Source organism: Paenibacillus sp. NRS-1781, assembly GCF_050467745.1.
Taxonomy (GTDB): Bacteria; Bacillota; Bacilli; order Paenibacillales; family Paenibacillaceae; genus Paenibacillus; species Paenibacillus terrae_A.
The window spans coordinates 166,171-181,859 of sequence record NZ_JBITPI010000015.1; the positions used below are offsets into that span (position 1 = coordinate 166,171).

Consider the following 15,689-nt stretch of genomic DNA (forward strand, 5'->3'; position numbering starts at 1 on the left):
AAATGACACCCCTAAGCTGTAGAAACTTCGTTGAATGCATTGTACGTGAAGTCAGAAGTAAGTTCAAGCCTGAAGGCTGGAATCTCCTGTAGCACAAGCGCTCAAAGTAAAATAACTTAGCCGCACTTCGCCACTCAACCACAGGTACACATCACGTGAACCTGAGACTGGACCCAGTGCTTCGGAGAGCGTCATCCACGCTTGCGCTCCTCCCGTATGGCCAACGTTTATACGTGCTGCAGCTTCGCTGTCCGGCGTATCCAAACGAAGCTCAATTGCTGCATCGTGGCTATTGCCTGACACGCGACATTGAAGTTCAATCACACACGCCGTTCCCAACTCGACGCCATAAAAGGCAAGCCAGCCGGGACATTGAGGTGAACGTAGACGTACACAGGCCTCCTTTTGCTCCTTGCTTTCATCCAGCAGGACATGGGAACAATCATCAAAGTTTTCAGCGCGAATGCGTTGTCCGACTTGCCGGGGTGGAATAACTTCGCCTCGAACGCTCACAGGATGCTCCAGCCGGATATCCGCTGAAGAAGCACCTGCCAGCAAGGTGTACTCGCCAGCTTCAACGCAATAGCAATCCCGTGTGACATCCCAAATCGCCCAATCCTTCACTCGCATTGTAAAAGAAATCGTTCGCGTCTCCCCCGGCTCCAAGCGGATGCGTTGAAATCCACACAAGGTCTTCAACGCTCGCTTTACTCGCGAAGCTCCGGGCCGTACATATAGCTGTACAACCTCCTCCCCAGCAGCTGTGCCCCGATTCGTAACATCCACCCATACCTTCAGGGTATCCGTGGCATCCAGGGCATCAAAAGAGTTGTCTCGACCTTCGGGGACAGACGTATCGTTGGGATCGGGCGCTTGGACATCTGTGCGCAGATGGCTGTACTCAAATGGCGAATACGTCAAACCGTGGCCGAAAACGTATAAAGGTTCACCTTCAAAATATTGATAGGTACGTCCGCCGCGAATAATATCGTAATCTTTGATATCACCCAATTGGTCCTCCGCTTGATACCATGTCATATTTAAACGACCCGCTGGCGCGTAATCCCCAAACAGCACATCCGCTACTGCCGTGCCATGCTCTTGCCCGGCATGAGACGTGTACACGATCGCTGGAATATGCTCCTGTACCCAAGGGATGGCAAACGGATAGCTGCCCGTCAGAACCACGATCGTATTGGGATTAACCCGATACACTTCCTCGATGAGCCGCTGCTGGGAAGCTGCCAGCTCCAAACCCGGACGGTCATTCTCTTCCTTGCCGTTAATCAACGGGTGATTGCCGACGAATACAATCACTGTATCTGCCGCTTGCGCAGTGGCTATCGCTTCCACTAAACCATCCGACACCGTCTCTACCCGGAAAGCTGCATCTACCTGTTCCAAGGCTGTCGAAGCCTTCGTCCCGTTATCCCCTACAGCGTTAGGTACGGAACTCGCAGCCTCGGCTACCTTCAATGAGCCCTCCGGCCCTGTGATCACAGGCTTGCCATTCCATGTTGTCCACAGATGCTCCCCTTTTTCAACAGGAGTCAGACCAAAGACTTCTTTGACATACCAGCCATACGCTTCCTCAGCTGTCACACGAAGCGTCTCCTCATCGCTCGTCACATAGGTACCCAGGCGCTCGTCGGTCAACGTGACGCTGCCGTAGCCCCAATCGTTCACGGTCAAAACCGTTGGCTCGGCATCATGGGACAACCGCATGTCACCGAAGGAATCAACTGTGAGCTTCGCTCCGTCAGCCGCCGCCGCGAAGGTCACGCGATCCTTGGCATCGCGGTATATGACGCGCTCCTGCGCGTCTTTGGTTACCAGCTTGGCGCGAATCGCTTCAAGCGGTGTCACAAAATATGGAAGTGTACCGGAATACCAGTCACGGTACACCTCATTGCCGAGTGCCCCGATCACCGCCACCTTGCCGCACCCCACAGGGTCCAGCGGCAGGAGCGAACGCTCATTTTTCAACAGTACGATCTGCTCTCTCGCTGCACGCAACGACAGCTCACGGGCTTGCTCTGTCATCAGGGCCTCTTCCCCGATCAAGGCATAGGGATTGTCTGTCGCCGGATCAAATTCCCCCAGACGAAAGCGAACACGAAATGTATGGAACAACGCCTGATCCAGGTCCGTTTCTTGCAGCGTTCCTTGCGCCAAGGCATCACGAATGGCCTGCTTGGACAAATCCGCATCATCTGTAATGCTGTCGATTCCTGCGCGAATAGATTCAGCCACACCCGGTGTGTGGGAGTCATAATACTGATGGTCCTTTACGATTCCCATCACATCACCAGCATCACTGACGACAAAGCCGTCCATTCCCCATTCGTGCCTGACAATATCATTCACACCGTGGTACAACGTAGCAGGCGTTCCATTGATCAGGTTATAAGAGGTCATCATGGACTGGGCTTTGCCTTCCGTAAAAGGCTTCTCAAAGGCTTTCAAATAGTATTCACGAAGGTTTCGCGGGTCTATACTGGAGGAATCACTTCCCCGGTCCACCTCGTTATTGTTTCCGAGGAAATGCTTTAATGTCGCAACCGCTTTCAAATATACCGGATGATCGCCCTGTATGCCTTTGACCAATTCCTTCGTCAGTTCTCCCGTCAAATACGGGTCTTCTCCATACGCTTCCTCATTACGCCCCCAGCGCGGATCACGCTCCATATCTACGGTTGGTGCCCATAACGTCAGTCCGTTTAGCGCCGGGTCCCGGCGGTAGTATACACGCGCCTCATCCGAAATAATCGAGCCGACTTGTCGCATCAGCTCCGTATCCCACGTACAAGCCAAACCCACAGGCTGCGGAAAGGAAGTCGCCTCTCCTAACCAGGCTATACCATGTGCTGCTTCCGTACCATGCTTGTATGCGGGGACTCCCAATCGTTCAATGGCAGGCTGATATTGCAGCATGGATTCAATCTTTTCCTCCAAGGTGAGCCGGGACACCAAATCCCAGACACGTTCGTCCAGATGAAGCTTCGGATTTTGAAAAAGATATTCTAAATCCGTTGTTTCATGACTCATATCCGTCATCTCCTTGTCTTCATTTAAAATATCATAAAAGGCCCTTATGAAAGCGTTTTAATATATCATAGCGAAAAAGGAGTACCCCGGCAACAACTGCTGCTGCTCACCATTTGGTGTCTTTCCTCAAGCAATACCGAATAGACTAGTGTCGCCAATGGCATGGATATCGGATGTTTGTTTGGACATGAGCTTATAATCATGAATTTGTAGCTTCGTCCGCGCCTTCTACAGAACCATTCAGGAAGCTCTTAGCCAATCTACCTGGTGAGTAACAGTGCGTAAATTAAAAAAATTGTATATTTTCTTCAATAAACAAAGCAAAAAATAATATTTTTTGGTATAATCAGGATATATAATCAAAGGAGGAAGGGTTTATGAAAAATACCGGAATGACACGGCCTCTGGATCAATTGGGGCGAATCGTGCTTCCCAAGGAAATGCGCACCACGATGGATATCAATATTGGTGATTCGCTCGAATTTTTCGTGAATGAAGAAGGATTTGTATTAAGGAAATATACAGGTGTATCCTGCAAATTTTGCGGCACAGTTGATCATTTGACTTATTTTCGTGATAGCTTTATTTGCGCCGATTGCATTCAGGTATTAAAGACAGAGGAAAATGTACATCCCACCAGCACTGAAGCCATCCAGGCTCAAGAGCATACCAAGCCGGTTCGTAACTATACAACCTGGCAGCCTAAACAATCCAGAATCCAGCAAGGAGAAATGGTAAAAAAGCTCCGAAAGCTGATTCAGGAACATCCCAACCTGCCGCAAAAGATATATGCCGAAATGCTCGATATCTCACAAGGCCGGGTGTCCCAACTGAAAAAGCTGCTTTAGATTATTCAGCAATTTTATTGTTTTTTGTCAAATATCCGATCGTCAGGTGTAGAATAAGGAGCGTATTCGTTGATATGTTCCTAATTTCCACCTGACTTTTTTGTGTGTTCTCCCCCTTATCAACGTGACAAAAATCACATACTCTCCATCCATCCATATATACAATATATAGACTGAAACAAATGTTTAGTACATGATATCGTCAATATATTGTTTTTTGGAGAATAATATATATTTTACTATATGGAGGTTTTTGCAATGAAGGTGTTGGAGGAACATCAATTATACAGCATCGGCGAGCGGGTCATTGGCGCACAAGACTTGGACATGCTGCGGGAGAATGCAAATTTGAATGGAGAATCGTTCAGCGGCAAAATGAGCAAGCTCGGCTCCGAGTACGCCAAGTGGTATGCGCGGCTACGTGTGCTTCCGTCTGAACTGACGGACGCGATTGACCGTGGATATGTATATGTTCACGATTTGGACCAATATGCGCTCGGGACTACGAACTGTATCTTTATTCCCTTTGGCCGCTTGTTGCAAGATGGTTTTAATACAGGCAACGGCTCTGTGCGCACACCACAAACTATTATGTCTGCTATGGCACTGGTGGCTATCATATTCCAGTCTCAGCAAAACAGCCAATTTGGAGGTGTCTCTGCCAATAAAATAGACTGGGACCTTGCTCCTTTCGTGGCCCGCTCCTTCCGCAAGCATCTGCGCAAGGGACTCCGTCTGTTCGGAGAAAAAATAGAATCCGCCCTGCCTAATGACGAATTACATATAGCCAACAGCCTATTACATGAGGTCTGCCCTCGTTCATACGCATTCGCACGCGAAGAAACGGAGACGGAAACCCGGCAGGCCGCCGAATCCCTTATTCATAACCTGAATACCATGAGCAGTCGGGCAGGTGGACAAATTCCGTTCACCTCACTGAATTACGGGATGTGTACTTCTGCTGAGGGGCGACTAGTTACACTATCCTTGCTGGAGGCCACTATCCGTGGCTTGGGCAGCGGGGAAACCCCTATTTTCCCACAGCATATTTTCCAATGCAAAAAAGGAATCAATCAGGCTGAAGACGATATCAACTATGACTTGTTCCTGCGGGCAGTAGAATGCTCCAGCAAACGTATGTATCCTAATTTTGTCAATGTGGATGCTACCTTCAACCTGCCCTATTACCGCGCAGATGATCCGGATACCATTATTGCGACGATGGGCTGCCGTACCCGTACCATTGCTGACCGTTTCGGCAGAAACCGTCAAAGCGGCAAGGGTAATCTCTCATTCAATACGATTAATTTGGTGCGTCTTGGCATTGAGTACGGCATTTGCACAGGCAAGCGCAAAATACCTGACCGGGATGGCTTTGATACCAGACTGGAAGAGGTTATGCGCATTGCTGTGGACGGACTGATCCATCGCTACCATATACAGACCAGCCAGCCGGCAAAAGCCTCAGACTTTATGATGCGCGAAGGGGTATGGGAAGGCGGAGAAGAGCTGGAGCCGGATGAACAGGTGGGAAGCGTACTAAAGCACGGTACGCTTTCTATGGGATTCATCGGGTTAGCTGAGTGCATGAAGGCACTGTACGGCAAACACCACGGGGAGGATGACGCTGTATACCGCGAGGCGCAGCGAATCATAGCTTCCATGCGTGTCTACTGCGACCGGATGAGTGAATTGCATAACCTTAATATTACGCTGTTCGCTACGCCTGCCGAGGGTCTATCCGGCAAATTCACGTTGCTGGATCAGCGTGATTTCGGAGTCATTCCCGGTGTGAATGACCGTGAATACTACACGAATTCTTTTCATATTCCCGTGTACTATACGCTTCCGGCTGCCCGTAAAATCAGCCTCGAAGCCCCATTTCATAATCTGTGCAACGCTGGTGCGATTTCGTACATCGAGCTGGATGGTAATGCGCGGAATAACCCGGAGGCGTTTCTTAAAATTGTACAATACGCGCTCCATCAGAACATTGGGTACTTCTCCATCAATCATCCGGTAGACCGTTGCACGGAATGCGGCTACGAGGGCATTATCGGGACAAGCTGTCCCCAATGCGGTGCTGATGAAGAACATACGCATTTTCAGCGTTTGCGCCGGGTAACCGGATATCTGACAGGTGATTATACCGTTCGCTTCAACGCCGCGAAACAGGCTGAGGTGCGCGACCGGGTGAAGCATCGGTGAATTTATGCGGCTACATTCCTGAATCTCTGAACGAAGGGCATGGCCTGCGTACCGTCGTATTCATTAGCGGTTGCCGCCATGCCTGCCCCGGCTGCTTCAATCCCTCGTCATGGAGCTTCCGCGCAGGTGAACCGTTCACACTGGAGCGACAGCAGGAAGTCATCCGTGACATCGCAGATAATCCACTGCTGGACGGGTTAACCCTTTGCGGCGGAGACCCTTTTTTCTCGGCATCGGAATGCTCGCAGTTTGTGCACGACTTCCGCGCAGCCTGTCCTGACCGAACCGTGTGGGCCTATACCGGCTTTGACTATGAGGAGCTGCTTACGGATCAGGCCCGCCGGGAGCTGGCGCTGCTATGCGATGTGATTGTGGACGGCCCTTTTGTAGAACAGCAAAAGGATCTTACCCTTCCCTTCCGGGGCAGTCGCAATCAACGACTGGTGGATGTGAAGGCCAGCATTCAGGCAGGATCTATAGTTACATTAGCCTAAGGCGATGTTATACTCGCATGAGCTGTTATGCCCTAAGACAAGTCCTTTCCCTACGGGGGAAGGTTTGTCTTTTTTTGCATGTAGTTCATTTTAGGTTTAAACAGAGTTTATATTGCGTATCCTGCAAGTTTCACTTATGATGGTGAACAAGTATACGAGTGCATAATTATTCGTCATACCATAATCACATAGCTTGGAGATAGGTGTCTGTTCTATTCAGTTCAGGCTTAAAAGGGAAGCTGGTGCAAGTCCGGCGCGGTCCCGCCACTGTAAACGGGGAATTTTCAGCTGTTGATACACCCACTGGTCCACAGACCGGGAAGGAGCGCTGAAAGTCATGATCCGTAAGTCAGGAGACCTGCCTATTTCAACAACATCGCAAGTACCTACGGGAGATAGGGAGGTGTTAAGAGCAGTCGCCGAATTTTCATTTTTTAAATAACGGAGGCATTCTTTCCCCTACTCATTTTTAACTCCGGGGAGGAATGTCTTTTTTTGTACGCAAAAATAAACTGGCTACCAGCCTGGGAGGAAAAGTATATGTCATTTACCGAATTGCCTGAGTTGTCCGGCTTGATCAGCAGTAACCTGGGATATCCGCGTATCGGAGGAAACCGGGAATGGAAGAAAGCACTGGAACGCTTCTGGAACGGCAGCATGGATGAAAGCGAATTGCATACCGAGATGAAACGATTGCGGTTGGAGCATCTGAGCAAGCAGCGCGACAAGGGAATTGATCGAATTCCTGTCGGAGACTTTTCCTATTACGATCACATGCTGGATACATCCGTGATGTTCGGTCTGGTGCCGGAACGGTTCAACTACCGTCCCGAGGGACCTGTTCCCCTATCCGTCTATTTCGGGATAGCCCGTGGACAAAAAGGTGCCACCGCCAGTGAAATGACCAAATGGCTGAATACCAATTACCACTACATCGTACCGGAATTGGCAAATGCAACTCCGGTGTTCACCGAGAATAAGCCGTTGCAGGCTTATCGTGAAGCGAAACAGGAACTAGGTATTGAAGGTAAACCCGTCATGATCGGTCCTTATTCGTTCGTTGCTCTGTCCAAAGGCTATGACCGTAAGGATTTGGCCGCGATCATACGAAGCTTCCTGCCACTGTACGCCCGCGTCCTGTCTGAGCTGGCTGCGGAAGGCGTTCAGTGGGTGCAGGTAGATGAGCCTGTCTTGACCACCTCATTCCCGACAGAGGATTTGGACATTATTCAGGAGGCCTATGAGGCTCTGGCCCAAGCTGCTCCATCCTTAAATATCGTGCTGCAAACCTACTTTGGCAGTCTGGATCATTATGAGCGCCTGTCCACGCTCCCGGTACAGGGAATAGGTCTTGATTTTGTGCATGATGATGGCGAAAACCTGCAACATGTACTACGCCATGGCTTCCCCGCAGGGAAAACGCTGGCCGCTGGTGTTATTGACGGGCGCAATATATGGCGCTCCGATCTGAACACCGTAGCTGCGCTGCTTGGACAACTGGCAGAGCAAACCACCGCTGGTCAGCTCATCGTGCAGCCATCATGCAGTCTGCTGCACGTGCCAGTCCGCCTGGAAGCAGAGCACAAGCTGGACCGAGAGCTGGTGCAAGCGCTGGCCTTTGCCGATGAAAAGCTGGAAGAAATCGCAGCTTTGACCGCTGCGCTTGGCAAACGCGAACCCTCGGCAATTGCCAAGCTTGAGCAGAGTGCAGACGCGGTAGCCCGCTTCAACAGCTCGGCGGCACGAGTACAGACGACTGCCGATATGGAGACTCTGCTGGCGAAAGAGCCACAGTCACGCAGCGTTCCCTTCGCTGAGCGTCGTGTGATCCAGCAGGACAAGCTGAAGCTGCCTCCACTGCCTACGACGACGATTGGCAGCTTCCCGCAAACCGCAGAGGTTCGCAAAGCCCGTCTGCACTATCGCAAAGGGGAATGGTCTGCCGAGCAGTATCGGACGTTCATTCAGCAGCAAATCAAGGAATGGATTGATATTCAGGAGAACATTGGCATTGATGTGCTCGTACACGGGGAATTTGAGCGGACAGACATGGTTGAATTTTTTGGCGAAAAGCTGAAAGGCTTTGCCTTTACACAAAACGGGTGGGTGCAGTCCTACGGCTCCCGGTGTGTTAAACCGCCGATTATATACGGAGACGTGTCGTTCGATCAACCCATGACTGTGGAAGAAACGGCCTTTGCCCAATCGTTGACCTCCAAGCCAGTCAAAGGAATGCTGACAGGTCCGGTAACGATTTTGAACTGGTCCTTCGAGCGTAATGATATTCCTCGCAGTCAGGTTGCTTTACAGTTAGCACTGGCCCTTCGTGCAGAGGTAGAAGCACTGGAACAAGCGGGGATTGGCATGATTCAGGTCGATGAACCTGCGATCCGTGAAGGGCTTCCACTGAAAAAAGAGCAGCAGCAAGCCTATCTGGCGTGGGCGGTTCAAGCCTTCCTTGTTACAACAGCAACCGTTGATCCCGCCACCCAAATCCATACGCATATGTGCTATTCCGAATTTCAGGATATGATCCAATCCATCTCCGATATGGATGCCGACGTCATTTCTATTGAAACCTCGCGTAGCCACGGAGAACTGATTGTCAGCTTTGAGGATCAGGTGTATGACAAGGGCATCGGTCTGGGCGTATATGATATCCATAGCCCGCGCATTCCCGATGTGTCTGAAATGCTGAGTATGATACAGCGTGCCCTGCGCGTACTGCCTTCTGATTTATTTTGGGTCAATCCAGACTGTGGCCTGAAAACCCGCACCAAGGATGAATCCGTCGATGCATTGCGGCAAATGGTGCTGGCTGCTCAAGCAGCCAGAGATTCGTTGGCTGTATCCAGCTAATTTCTAAACCCCTCCCCTTCCCGGCCCTCTTTTCCCTAAACGCCGGAAGGGGATTCTATTCCAAATCATATCATGTGTATGCCCCTTGAATATGCTCGGGTGTTCCCTGCTTCATATATACACCCAAGCCATGCTCCCTATCCCAGGAACAGCCAAAATTCAAATACAGCTCATCCTCTTCCGCTGAGTCAGGAATCAATATAACTTTCTATAAGAAATGATCTTTATCTCCATAGTTCCTTTTATTGAGCATTTTGCAACCATCCCAAGAGCGTTAAGAATAAAATTAAAGCAGTCCGGTTGCTGTAAATCCCCCGAAAATTCGGCATTTTTCTAATTAGAACTACTTTTTTCAGCAGCATTCGCTATCTCATTGACTCTAGAAGTGAAAGAAAACTCCTAAAATGAGCCTGCATATTTATCTTTTAAAATTTTATAACCTTGCATTAAACAGTACATGATGTTAAATTATACCTGACTACTGATTTATGATTAGTACCTGAAATCCTTTATGTTCAAACACACATTTCTCCCCCCCATACTCCAAACGACACCTATGAAGCAATGATAACATCCAGGAAGGGCGCACCGCTCATGAATGTGAACATCCAATTCAAAAAAGGGGTGCTGGAACTGTGCGTTCTTGTTTTAATTGGGCGCAGGGACCGTTACGGCTACGAACTGGCTCAGGCCGTAGGAACGTAATGAGTTGCTAGAGAAACTTCACACGCATTCTATTTACTTTCTTAGGACTGTTGTTTCTCAATTTGTTAATCTCCATTCCTGTCCTAGCCTCTTTGTGGGCAGTATGGGTTTCGTTGGCAGCAGCAGCGGTCAGCTTGATAGTGGCCCCCCTTCTCGCTGTCGCAGATTATGCGCTGAACGGCAACTTTTATCCCGCTAAATTCTTTTTTGCCATCACGTTGACCGGGATTGGCCTATTCCTGTTGCCTGGAGTACGCTACCTTCTGAACCTTCTGGTCAGAGGTACGGTTCGATACTGGAAATGGAATCAACAAGCGATGCGGGAAATAACAGCTATTGATAAAAATGGACGTTCACACGTGGACAGCTACAGGATGCCTCCATTCAAAACACAACCATCACAGCCACCTCAGGCACTCCCGAATCCGTTCCCGGTAGTGTGAACGTTATGAAGGTCGAAACGACTTCAGGCAATATTGCTATTTCTAAATAAGCCATCATGACCATCGTCAGAGGACTTACACTCCAGGTCGCAACCAAGCGAAATGAGTGGCCTGGTTGGAGAGAAGTTTGGTTCAGGGAAATGAAATCAGTATAATATAACCATGTGCTTAAATGCACAACTATGTATGTAGCCATAAGGAGGAGACTGGATGGAACTTAAAAATAAAACAGCCATTATTACAGGCGCCACTAAAGGCATTGGTAAAGCCATTGCCGAGGCCTTGGCCAAGGAAGGCGTCAACCTGGGATTAATCTCACGCACACTACCTGACCTGCAAAAGCTGCAAGATTCACTGGGGAGTACATACGGCGTGAAGGTGGTTAGCGCTATCGCGGATATATCTGATCGCGCACAGGCCGCTGCAGCTGTAGCCTCGCTGGAGCATGATCTGGGCGCTGTCGACATTTTGATTAACAATGCAGGAATTGCTACATTCGGCACAGTTGCAGACATGGACCCCGAAGAGTGGGAACGCATAATCCGCGTGAATCTGCTGGGAACCTATTATGTCACACACGCGGTTCTTCCGAGCATGCTTGCTCAGCAGAGCGGCAACATTATTAATGTATCCTCCACAGCAGGCGAACGAGGCTTCGCCACAGGCTCGGCGTATTGCGCCTCCAAGTTTGCTTTGATGGGCTTCACGGAGTCACTGATGCAGGAGGTTCGCAAATCCAACATTCGCGTCACCGCGCTGACTCCAAGCACAGTCAATACGGAACTGGCAGCAAATGCAGGTTTGCCGATTGGCGACGAGGACCGTATGCTTCAGCCACAGGATATGGCCGACCTGACATTGGCGGCACTGAAGCTGCCTTCGCGGGTTCAATTAAAAGTAGCCGGTATTTGGACAACCAACCCACAATAATTTAACTCGACATCTTAGATTCATTGGGCTGTACCACGCTCCGGCAGACGTCATTGTTCGTCATGCTGGAGCTTCTTTTTTGTTCATAGCTAATACAATTCAAACTGCAATATACGCGCTTTGTACTTTTCAACATACATAACCTACGATTTTTGCACCGATAAGCGCATTTATAAAAGGGGAAATGATAATGAAAAATACAGGAATGACACGACCATTAGACCATCTGGGCCGCATCGTGCTGCCCAAGGAGCTGCGCAATTCTATGAATATCAATATTGGAGATGCCCTTGATTTTTTTATTACATCAGAGGGCCTGATGATCCGTAAATATACAGGGGTATCTTGTTATTTTTGCAGTGCCGTAGATAACCTGAGCTACTTCAGAGATCATTTGATATGCAACGATTGCATTGAGAAGCTAAAGAGCGATAATCCCTCCAGTCATTCAGACGAAGCACGTCCTGCTCAGCCCAAGAAAAGAAGGAATTACAGAAATCAGACTGAGCTCCTGCATAAACTAAAACAGCTCATGAAAAAACACCCTAATGTTTCACAAAAAGAATTGGCCGAGATGCTCGAATTGTCTCAGGGACGCGTGTCACAGCTAAAAAAACTTCTACTTTGAATCGTTCCAATGACCCGCGTTTGAGCTCGCCACAAAAAGAAAAGAGCCTGTCGGCTCTCGGATCATCATCCTTATGCAATGTCAGACTGCTCCACAACCGGGACCCGATAGGCCAACAAGGACTCTTCAATAACGGTGGAAATGAACGTTATCTCAATCTCCGGCACCAATCTGAGCGCATAGTTCCATGCGTTTTCTTCAATTTGCAGCGCAAACCGTTGTCGGGTACCTAACTCACTCTCCTGTTCCATAGCATCGGAGAGGTCAGGCAGCTCAGAATCAGCGGCGTGTCCAAACTCATGCGCAAGCACAACCGTAAAGTACTCCTCGACTTGTTCGACGCTGCCAAACATCTGCATACATTGTGTTTCAATCGTGTCCATATACATTGTAATGGTGTGAGCATTCATGGCATATTTGCCCCCAATCAGCCGCCCGCCGGGAAACCGTTTCTCCAGTTGGACCGTCACACCTATATCAGCCCGTTGCAAAAGCTTAGCGACGATGCGCTCTGCCTGATTTCTTTCCAACTCCGCCTCGCTCCTCGACCTTATGACATGAAAAGCTGAATTTATTCTAATCATATAGAATAGGAACACGAATCCGATACTTAAAGCTTTCCATGAACATGATTAAGAATGAAAAGGACAGCCTTGGGGCTTCTTCGGCATATACGGCTTCTCTTGAACTCCGAAACTGGGCTTTACAAGCCGATTATCGTAGGAACTGTGAAAAATATGCGTGGTCGCCGGAGATAACGGCGGGATCAGCCATGTCCAATCGCCTGTGAGTGCACGCCCCGCCTGGGCTTCCCGTTCCTCAAACAGCTGGAATTGTGTAGCTGCCGTATGGTGATCGACAATGCTGACTCCCGCTTTTTTAAAAGAATACAGCACAGCACTGTTCAACTCCACCAGCGCCCGATCGCGCCATAACGTCGTTTCGCTTGAGGTATTCAGCCCCATCAGCTCGGCTACCTGCGGCAGCATGTTATAACGGAAGGGATCGACAAAATTACGCGCACCAATCTCTGTCCCCATGTACCAGCCGTTAAAAGGAGCTGCGGTGTAGATGATACCGCCAATTTCCAGCGTCATGTCCGAAATTATAGGCACGGCGTACCAACGCAAACCTAACGAAGCCACCCCCGGAAGTTCCGGGTGTTCAATAGGTACCTCCTGCACCAAATGTTCGGGAATATCAAACAGCTCAGGAGGCTGTCCACCTGCTTCCACAATCAGCGGCAATACATCAAAGGGAGTCATGGCTCCTTGCCAGCCCATGCGGCGGCACGCATTTGTGAATTCTACCGAGATCGGGTCCCCAATCACTCCTTCAGCGCTCTCATAGCCAGCATACCGAATCAATTGATGATTCCAAATGCGAATATCCGGTTGCCCCGGCTTGGACGAGCGAAACACGGTAAGCGTCGGCTTGATTTTACCGTCATTTGTCCCTATGCGTATATGCTCTAACAGCTCATGAACCACTTCCGCTGTACTTGAGGCGTTGCGGGCATCCCTTACCAGAAGCTTATCCCAAAACAAACGACCGATACAACGATTGCTGTTACGCCAAGCCATCTGTGCCCCATGCTCCAGCTCATCATAGGTATGATCATACGTCCCCGTAGTATCTATATCATGACGAATCTCAAGGAGCCGGGCCTCCGCTTCATCACGGCTTCGGCCCAGCTCCTCATAACATGTATATATAAACTGCTCTGCTTCACGCAAAAGCTGTTGCTTCACTTCCATACGTACACCCCATCCCGGCAGCTCTCAATACTGATGAGCCCGTGTCTTTCACGCCTATCCGTCATTATACTCCAGTGGTGGTCTGGAACCAACGGGATGTGTGTCTTGTTCACCTGATCTTCATATCCATAGGAATATATTCCAAAAGATTATCCCAAATATGCGTTGAGCATCCAGATATGTTTATCCACCGCTTCTCTCAAGCCATTAAGAAGATCTTCAGTCGCTTTGTCATGTGCCGCATCCGCTGCTTCCATGCCGTTAGCCAGCTCAGTAGTAATCGTGTTGAAATCCGTAACCACGGATTTTACCATATCCTCGGCTGTCTGCTCACCTGCTGACTCCTGAATGGCTGACAATTGCAAATGCTCCTTCAAGGTAGCGGCAGGACGGCCTCCAATGGCCAGCAAACGTTCAGCAATCATATCCAGGTTAGCTGTCGCTTCATTATAAAGCTCCTCAAATTTTGCATGCAGTGTGAAGAAATGAGGTCCTTTTACGTACCAGTGGAAATAATGCAGCTTCGTGTACAACACCGACCAGGTAGCTACCTGACGGTTCAAAGCCTTATGCAATTCTTGAATAACCTCTTGTGTAGGTTGAGCGTTCGTATGATTTAATGTACTCATGTGTAATTCCCCTCTCATCATCCATAGTATAGTTGGAGTGAAGCCTGAATTCCCGTGACTTTAGTGTTTGATTAACCTGCAAATCCCATGCGTGATTCCAATAAATATTCAATATTAAATTAGACTTAATCTAAATCCTGTTTTAATTATAACATTAGGTCAGTTATTTGCAAGAGCTTATTAAACCTGCTGTGTATAGAGCGCAAAATCCTCCCCGGCTAAAAAGGGAGCATCCAGCACTTCCGTACTTTCCACTCCAAAGACTTTTGTAGTATATATCCAGCCTAAATGTAGTCTTTATCCCGCAAGCCGTCAACGCGTTATACATAGCTTACATTAATACGAGTATAGAAGATGTTAATTTTGTCTGTTAAAGCTTCGCCATTATCATTACCTTGTTCACAGTCGTGATGTATGTGAGTTACAGCTTACGTGGTATAATAGAATATAAAATGGGGTGGATGTACATGACAGAGCTACTTGATCCTCGAAATGATTTTCTGTTTAAACGTATCTTTGGAAGCGATGAAAATCGGGATGTGTTGCTGACTTTCTTGAATCACCTCGTGACAAACAATCCATTCTGGATATCCGAGCCAGAACATCCGAAGGCGAATTGATTAACGTGGAAATGCAGTTATTTAATAAATATGATACCGATAAAAGGACTCTATTTTACTGGAGCAAGCAGTATGCTGGTCAACTACAGGAAGGACAATCATATAAGTTACTCCGAAAATGCGTTACCATTAATATTTTGAACTACTCCTTTTTGCCTAATGATCAGTATCATAATGTATATCATCTTCGGGAAAATCGAACAGGTATCTCACTCAGTGATGATATCGAACTGCATTTTCTAGAACTCCCCAAGCTTGACCATGATACTGTACCGATGGAGGGCGGCGGATTGGTAAACTGGCTTTTGTTTCTAAAAGGAGCGAATCCATCACAATGGGAGGTGCTGACCATGAACGAGCCTGTACTGAAAAAAGCGATGGATACCTTGGAATTCCTAAGTCAGGATCGGGAAGCCCGACTTCAATATGAAGCAAAACAACGGTATCTACATGATGAGGCATCCATGATTGAAGGAGCAAAAGAAGAAGGCAAGGCAGAAGGTAAAGCGGACCACGACAA

General features: G+C 48.6%; 12 protein-coding genes, 2 pseudogenes and 1 riboswitch. Of the genes and pseudogenes, 9 read left to right on the top strand and 5 right to left on the bottom strand.

Annotated features, from left to right (window positions below):
• Window positions 1–63: 63 nt before the first annotated feature.
• Complete coding sequence (locus ACIFO6_RS05430) at window positions 64–3,048, bottom strand: glycoside hydrolase family 3 C-terminal domain-containing protein (protein WP_430038823.1); 2,985 nt, start codon at window positions 3,046–3,048, stop codon at window positions 64–66.
• 377 nt (window positions 3,049–3,425) lie between these two features.
• Here ACIFO6_RS05430 and ACIFO6_RS05435 point away from each other — a divergent pair, with 377 nt between their 5' ends.
• The 4 genes from ACIFO6_RS05435 (at window position 3,426) to metE (ending at window position 9,457) form a co-directional block, all read left to right on the top strand.
• Entirely contained in the window at window positions 3,426–3,896 is a 471-nt protein-coding gene (locus ACIFO6_RS05435; RefSeq protein WP_430038825.1) for an AbrB/MazE/SpoVT family DNA-binding domain-containing protein, read from the top strand.
• 258 nt (window positions 3,897–4,154) lie between these two features.
• Window positions 4,155–6,104, top strand: a complete 1,950-nt coding sequence (locus ACIFO6_RS05440; RefSeq protein WP_430038827.1) for an anaerobic ribonucleoside triphosphate reductase — start codon at window positions 4,155–4,157, stop codon at window positions 6,102–6,104.
• A complete protein-coding gene (gene nrdG, locus ACIFO6_RS05445) occupies window positions 6,101–6,598 on the top strand; it encodes an anaerobic ribonucleoside-triphosphate reductase activating protein (protein ID WP_430038829.1) in 498 nt (165 codons plus the stop codon). Before ACIFO6_RS05440 ends, nrdG begins: the two co-directional genes overlap by 4 nt.
• Before the next feature lie 184 nt (window positions 6,599–6,782).
• Window positions 6,783–6,978, top strand: a riboswitch (cobalamin riboswitch).
• A 160-nt stretch (window positions 6,979–7,138) separates the two neighbouring features.
• Complete coding sequence (gene metE, locus ACIFO6_RS05450) at window positions 7,139–9,457, top strand: 5-methyltetrahydropteroyltriglutamate--homocysteine S-methyltransferase (protein WP_430038831.1); 2,319 nt, start codon at window positions 7,139–7,141, stop codon at window positions 9,455–9,457.
• A gap of 70 nt (window positions 9,458–9,527) precedes the next feature.
• Here metE and ACIFO6_RS05455 read toward each other — a convergent pair whose 3' ends face one another.
• Window positions 9,528–9,656, bottom strand: coding sequence for a DUF6985 domain-containing protein (locus tag ACIFO6_RS05455; RefSeq protein ID WP_430038833.1), 129 nt, complete (start codon window positions 9,654–9,656; stop codon window positions 9,528–9,530).
• 395 nt (window positions 9,657–10,051) lie between these two features.
• On the opposite strand from ACIFO6_RS05455, the pseudogene ACIFO6_RS05460 reads away from it, so the two are divergent.
• The 4 genes and pseudogenes from ACIFO6_RS05460 to ACIFO6_RS05475 form a co-directional block, all read left to right on the top strand.
• Window positions 10,052–10,153 (top strand): annotated as a pseudogene (locus tag ACIFO6_RS05460) (PadR family transcriptional regulator); the annotation flags it as partial.
• A gap of 101 nt (window positions 10,154–10,254) precedes the next feature.
• Window positions 10,255–10,605: a hypothetical protein gene (locus tag ACIFO6_RS05465; protein WP_430038835.1), complete on the top strand. Its 351-nt coding sequence runs from the start codon at window positions 10,255–10,257 to the stop codon at window positions 10,603–10,605.
• Between the two features lie 210 nt (window positions 10,606–10,815).
• The gene (locus tag ACIFO6_RS05470; RefSeq protein ID WP_430038836.1) at window positions 10,816–11,535 is read left to right on the top strand and encodes a 3-ketoacyl-ACP reductase; all 720 of its coding nucleotides are present in this window, start codon (window positions 10,816–10,818) and stop codon (window positions 11,533–11,535) included.
• Window positions 11,536–11,725: 190 nt separating this feature from the next.
• A complete protein-coding gene (locus ACIFO6_RS05475) occupies window positions 11,726–12,163 on the top strand; it encodes an AbrB/MazE/SpoVT family DNA-binding domain-containing protein (RefSeq protein WP_430038838.1) in 438 nt (145 codons plus the stop codon).
• A gap of 71 nt (window positions 12,164–12,234) precedes the next feature.
• Here the strand turns inward: ACIFO6_RS05475 and ACIFO6_RS05480 are convergent, their stop codons facing one another.
• From ACIFO6_RS05480 to ACIFO6_RS05490, 3 genes are all read right to left on the bottom strand, one after another.
• Window positions 12,235–12,693, bottom strand: a complete 459-nt coding sequence (locus ACIFO6_RS05480; RefSeq protein ID WP_430038840.1) for a hypothetical protein — start codon at window positions 12,691–12,693, stop codon at window positions 12,235–12,237.
• A gap of 102 nt (window positions 12,694–12,795) precedes the next feature.
• A complete protein-coding gene (locus ACIFO6_RS05485; RefSeq protein WP_430038842.1) occupies window positions 12,796–13,920 on the bottom strand; it encodes a nitric oxide synthase oxygenase in 1,125 nt (374 codons plus the stop codon).
• Between the two features lie 149 nt (window positions 13,921–14,069).
• Entirely contained in the window at window positions 14,070–14,549 is a 480-nt protein-coding gene (locus ACIFO6_RS05490) for a Dps family protein (RefSeq protein WP_430038844.1), read from the bottom strand.
• Between the two features lie 467 nt (window positions 14,550–15,016).
• On the opposite strand from ACIFO6_RS05490, the pseudogene ACIFO6_RS05495 reads away from it, so the two are divergent.
• Window positions 15,017–15,681, top strand: a pseudogene (locus ACIFO6_RS05495) (Rpn family recombination-promoting nuclease/putative transposase); the annotation flags it as partial.
• Between the last annotated feature and the right edge of the window lie 8 nt (window positions 15,682–15,689).

Bases quoted from the DNA above. Each gene is read 5' to 3' on its own strand.
- ACIFO6_RS05430 (WP_430038823.1), bottom strand. From the start codon at position 3,048: ATGAGTCATGAAACAACGGATTTAGAATATCTTTTTCAAAATCCGAAG.
- ACIFO6_RS05435 (WP_430038825.1), top strand. From the start codon at position 3,426: ATGAAAAATACCGGAATGACACGGCCTCTGGATCAATTGGGGCGAATC.
- ACIFO6_RS05440 (WP_430038827.1), top strand. From the start codon at position 4,155: ATGAAGGTGTTGGAGGAACATCAATTATACAGCATCGGCGAGCGGGTC.
- metE (WP_430038831.1), top strand. From the start codon at position 7,139: ATGTCATTTACCGAATTGCCTGAGTTGTCCGGCTTGATCAGCAGTAAC.
- ACIFO6_RS05470 (WP_430038836.1), top strand. From the start codon at position 10,816: ATGGAACTTAAAAATAAAACAGCCATTATTACAGGCGCCACTAAAGGC.
- ACIFO6_RS05475 (WP_430038838.1), top strand. From the start codon at position 11,726: ATGAAAAATACAGGAATGACACGACCATTAGACCATCTGGGCCGCATC.
- ACIFO6_RS05485 (WP_430038842.1), bottom strand. From the start codon at position 13,920: ATGGAAGTGAAGCAACAGCTTTTGCGTGAAGCAGAGCAGTTTATATAT.
- ACIFO6_RS05490 (WP_430038844.1), bottom strand. From the start codon at position 14,549: ATGAGTACATTAAATCATACGAACGCTCAACCTACACAAGAGGTTATT.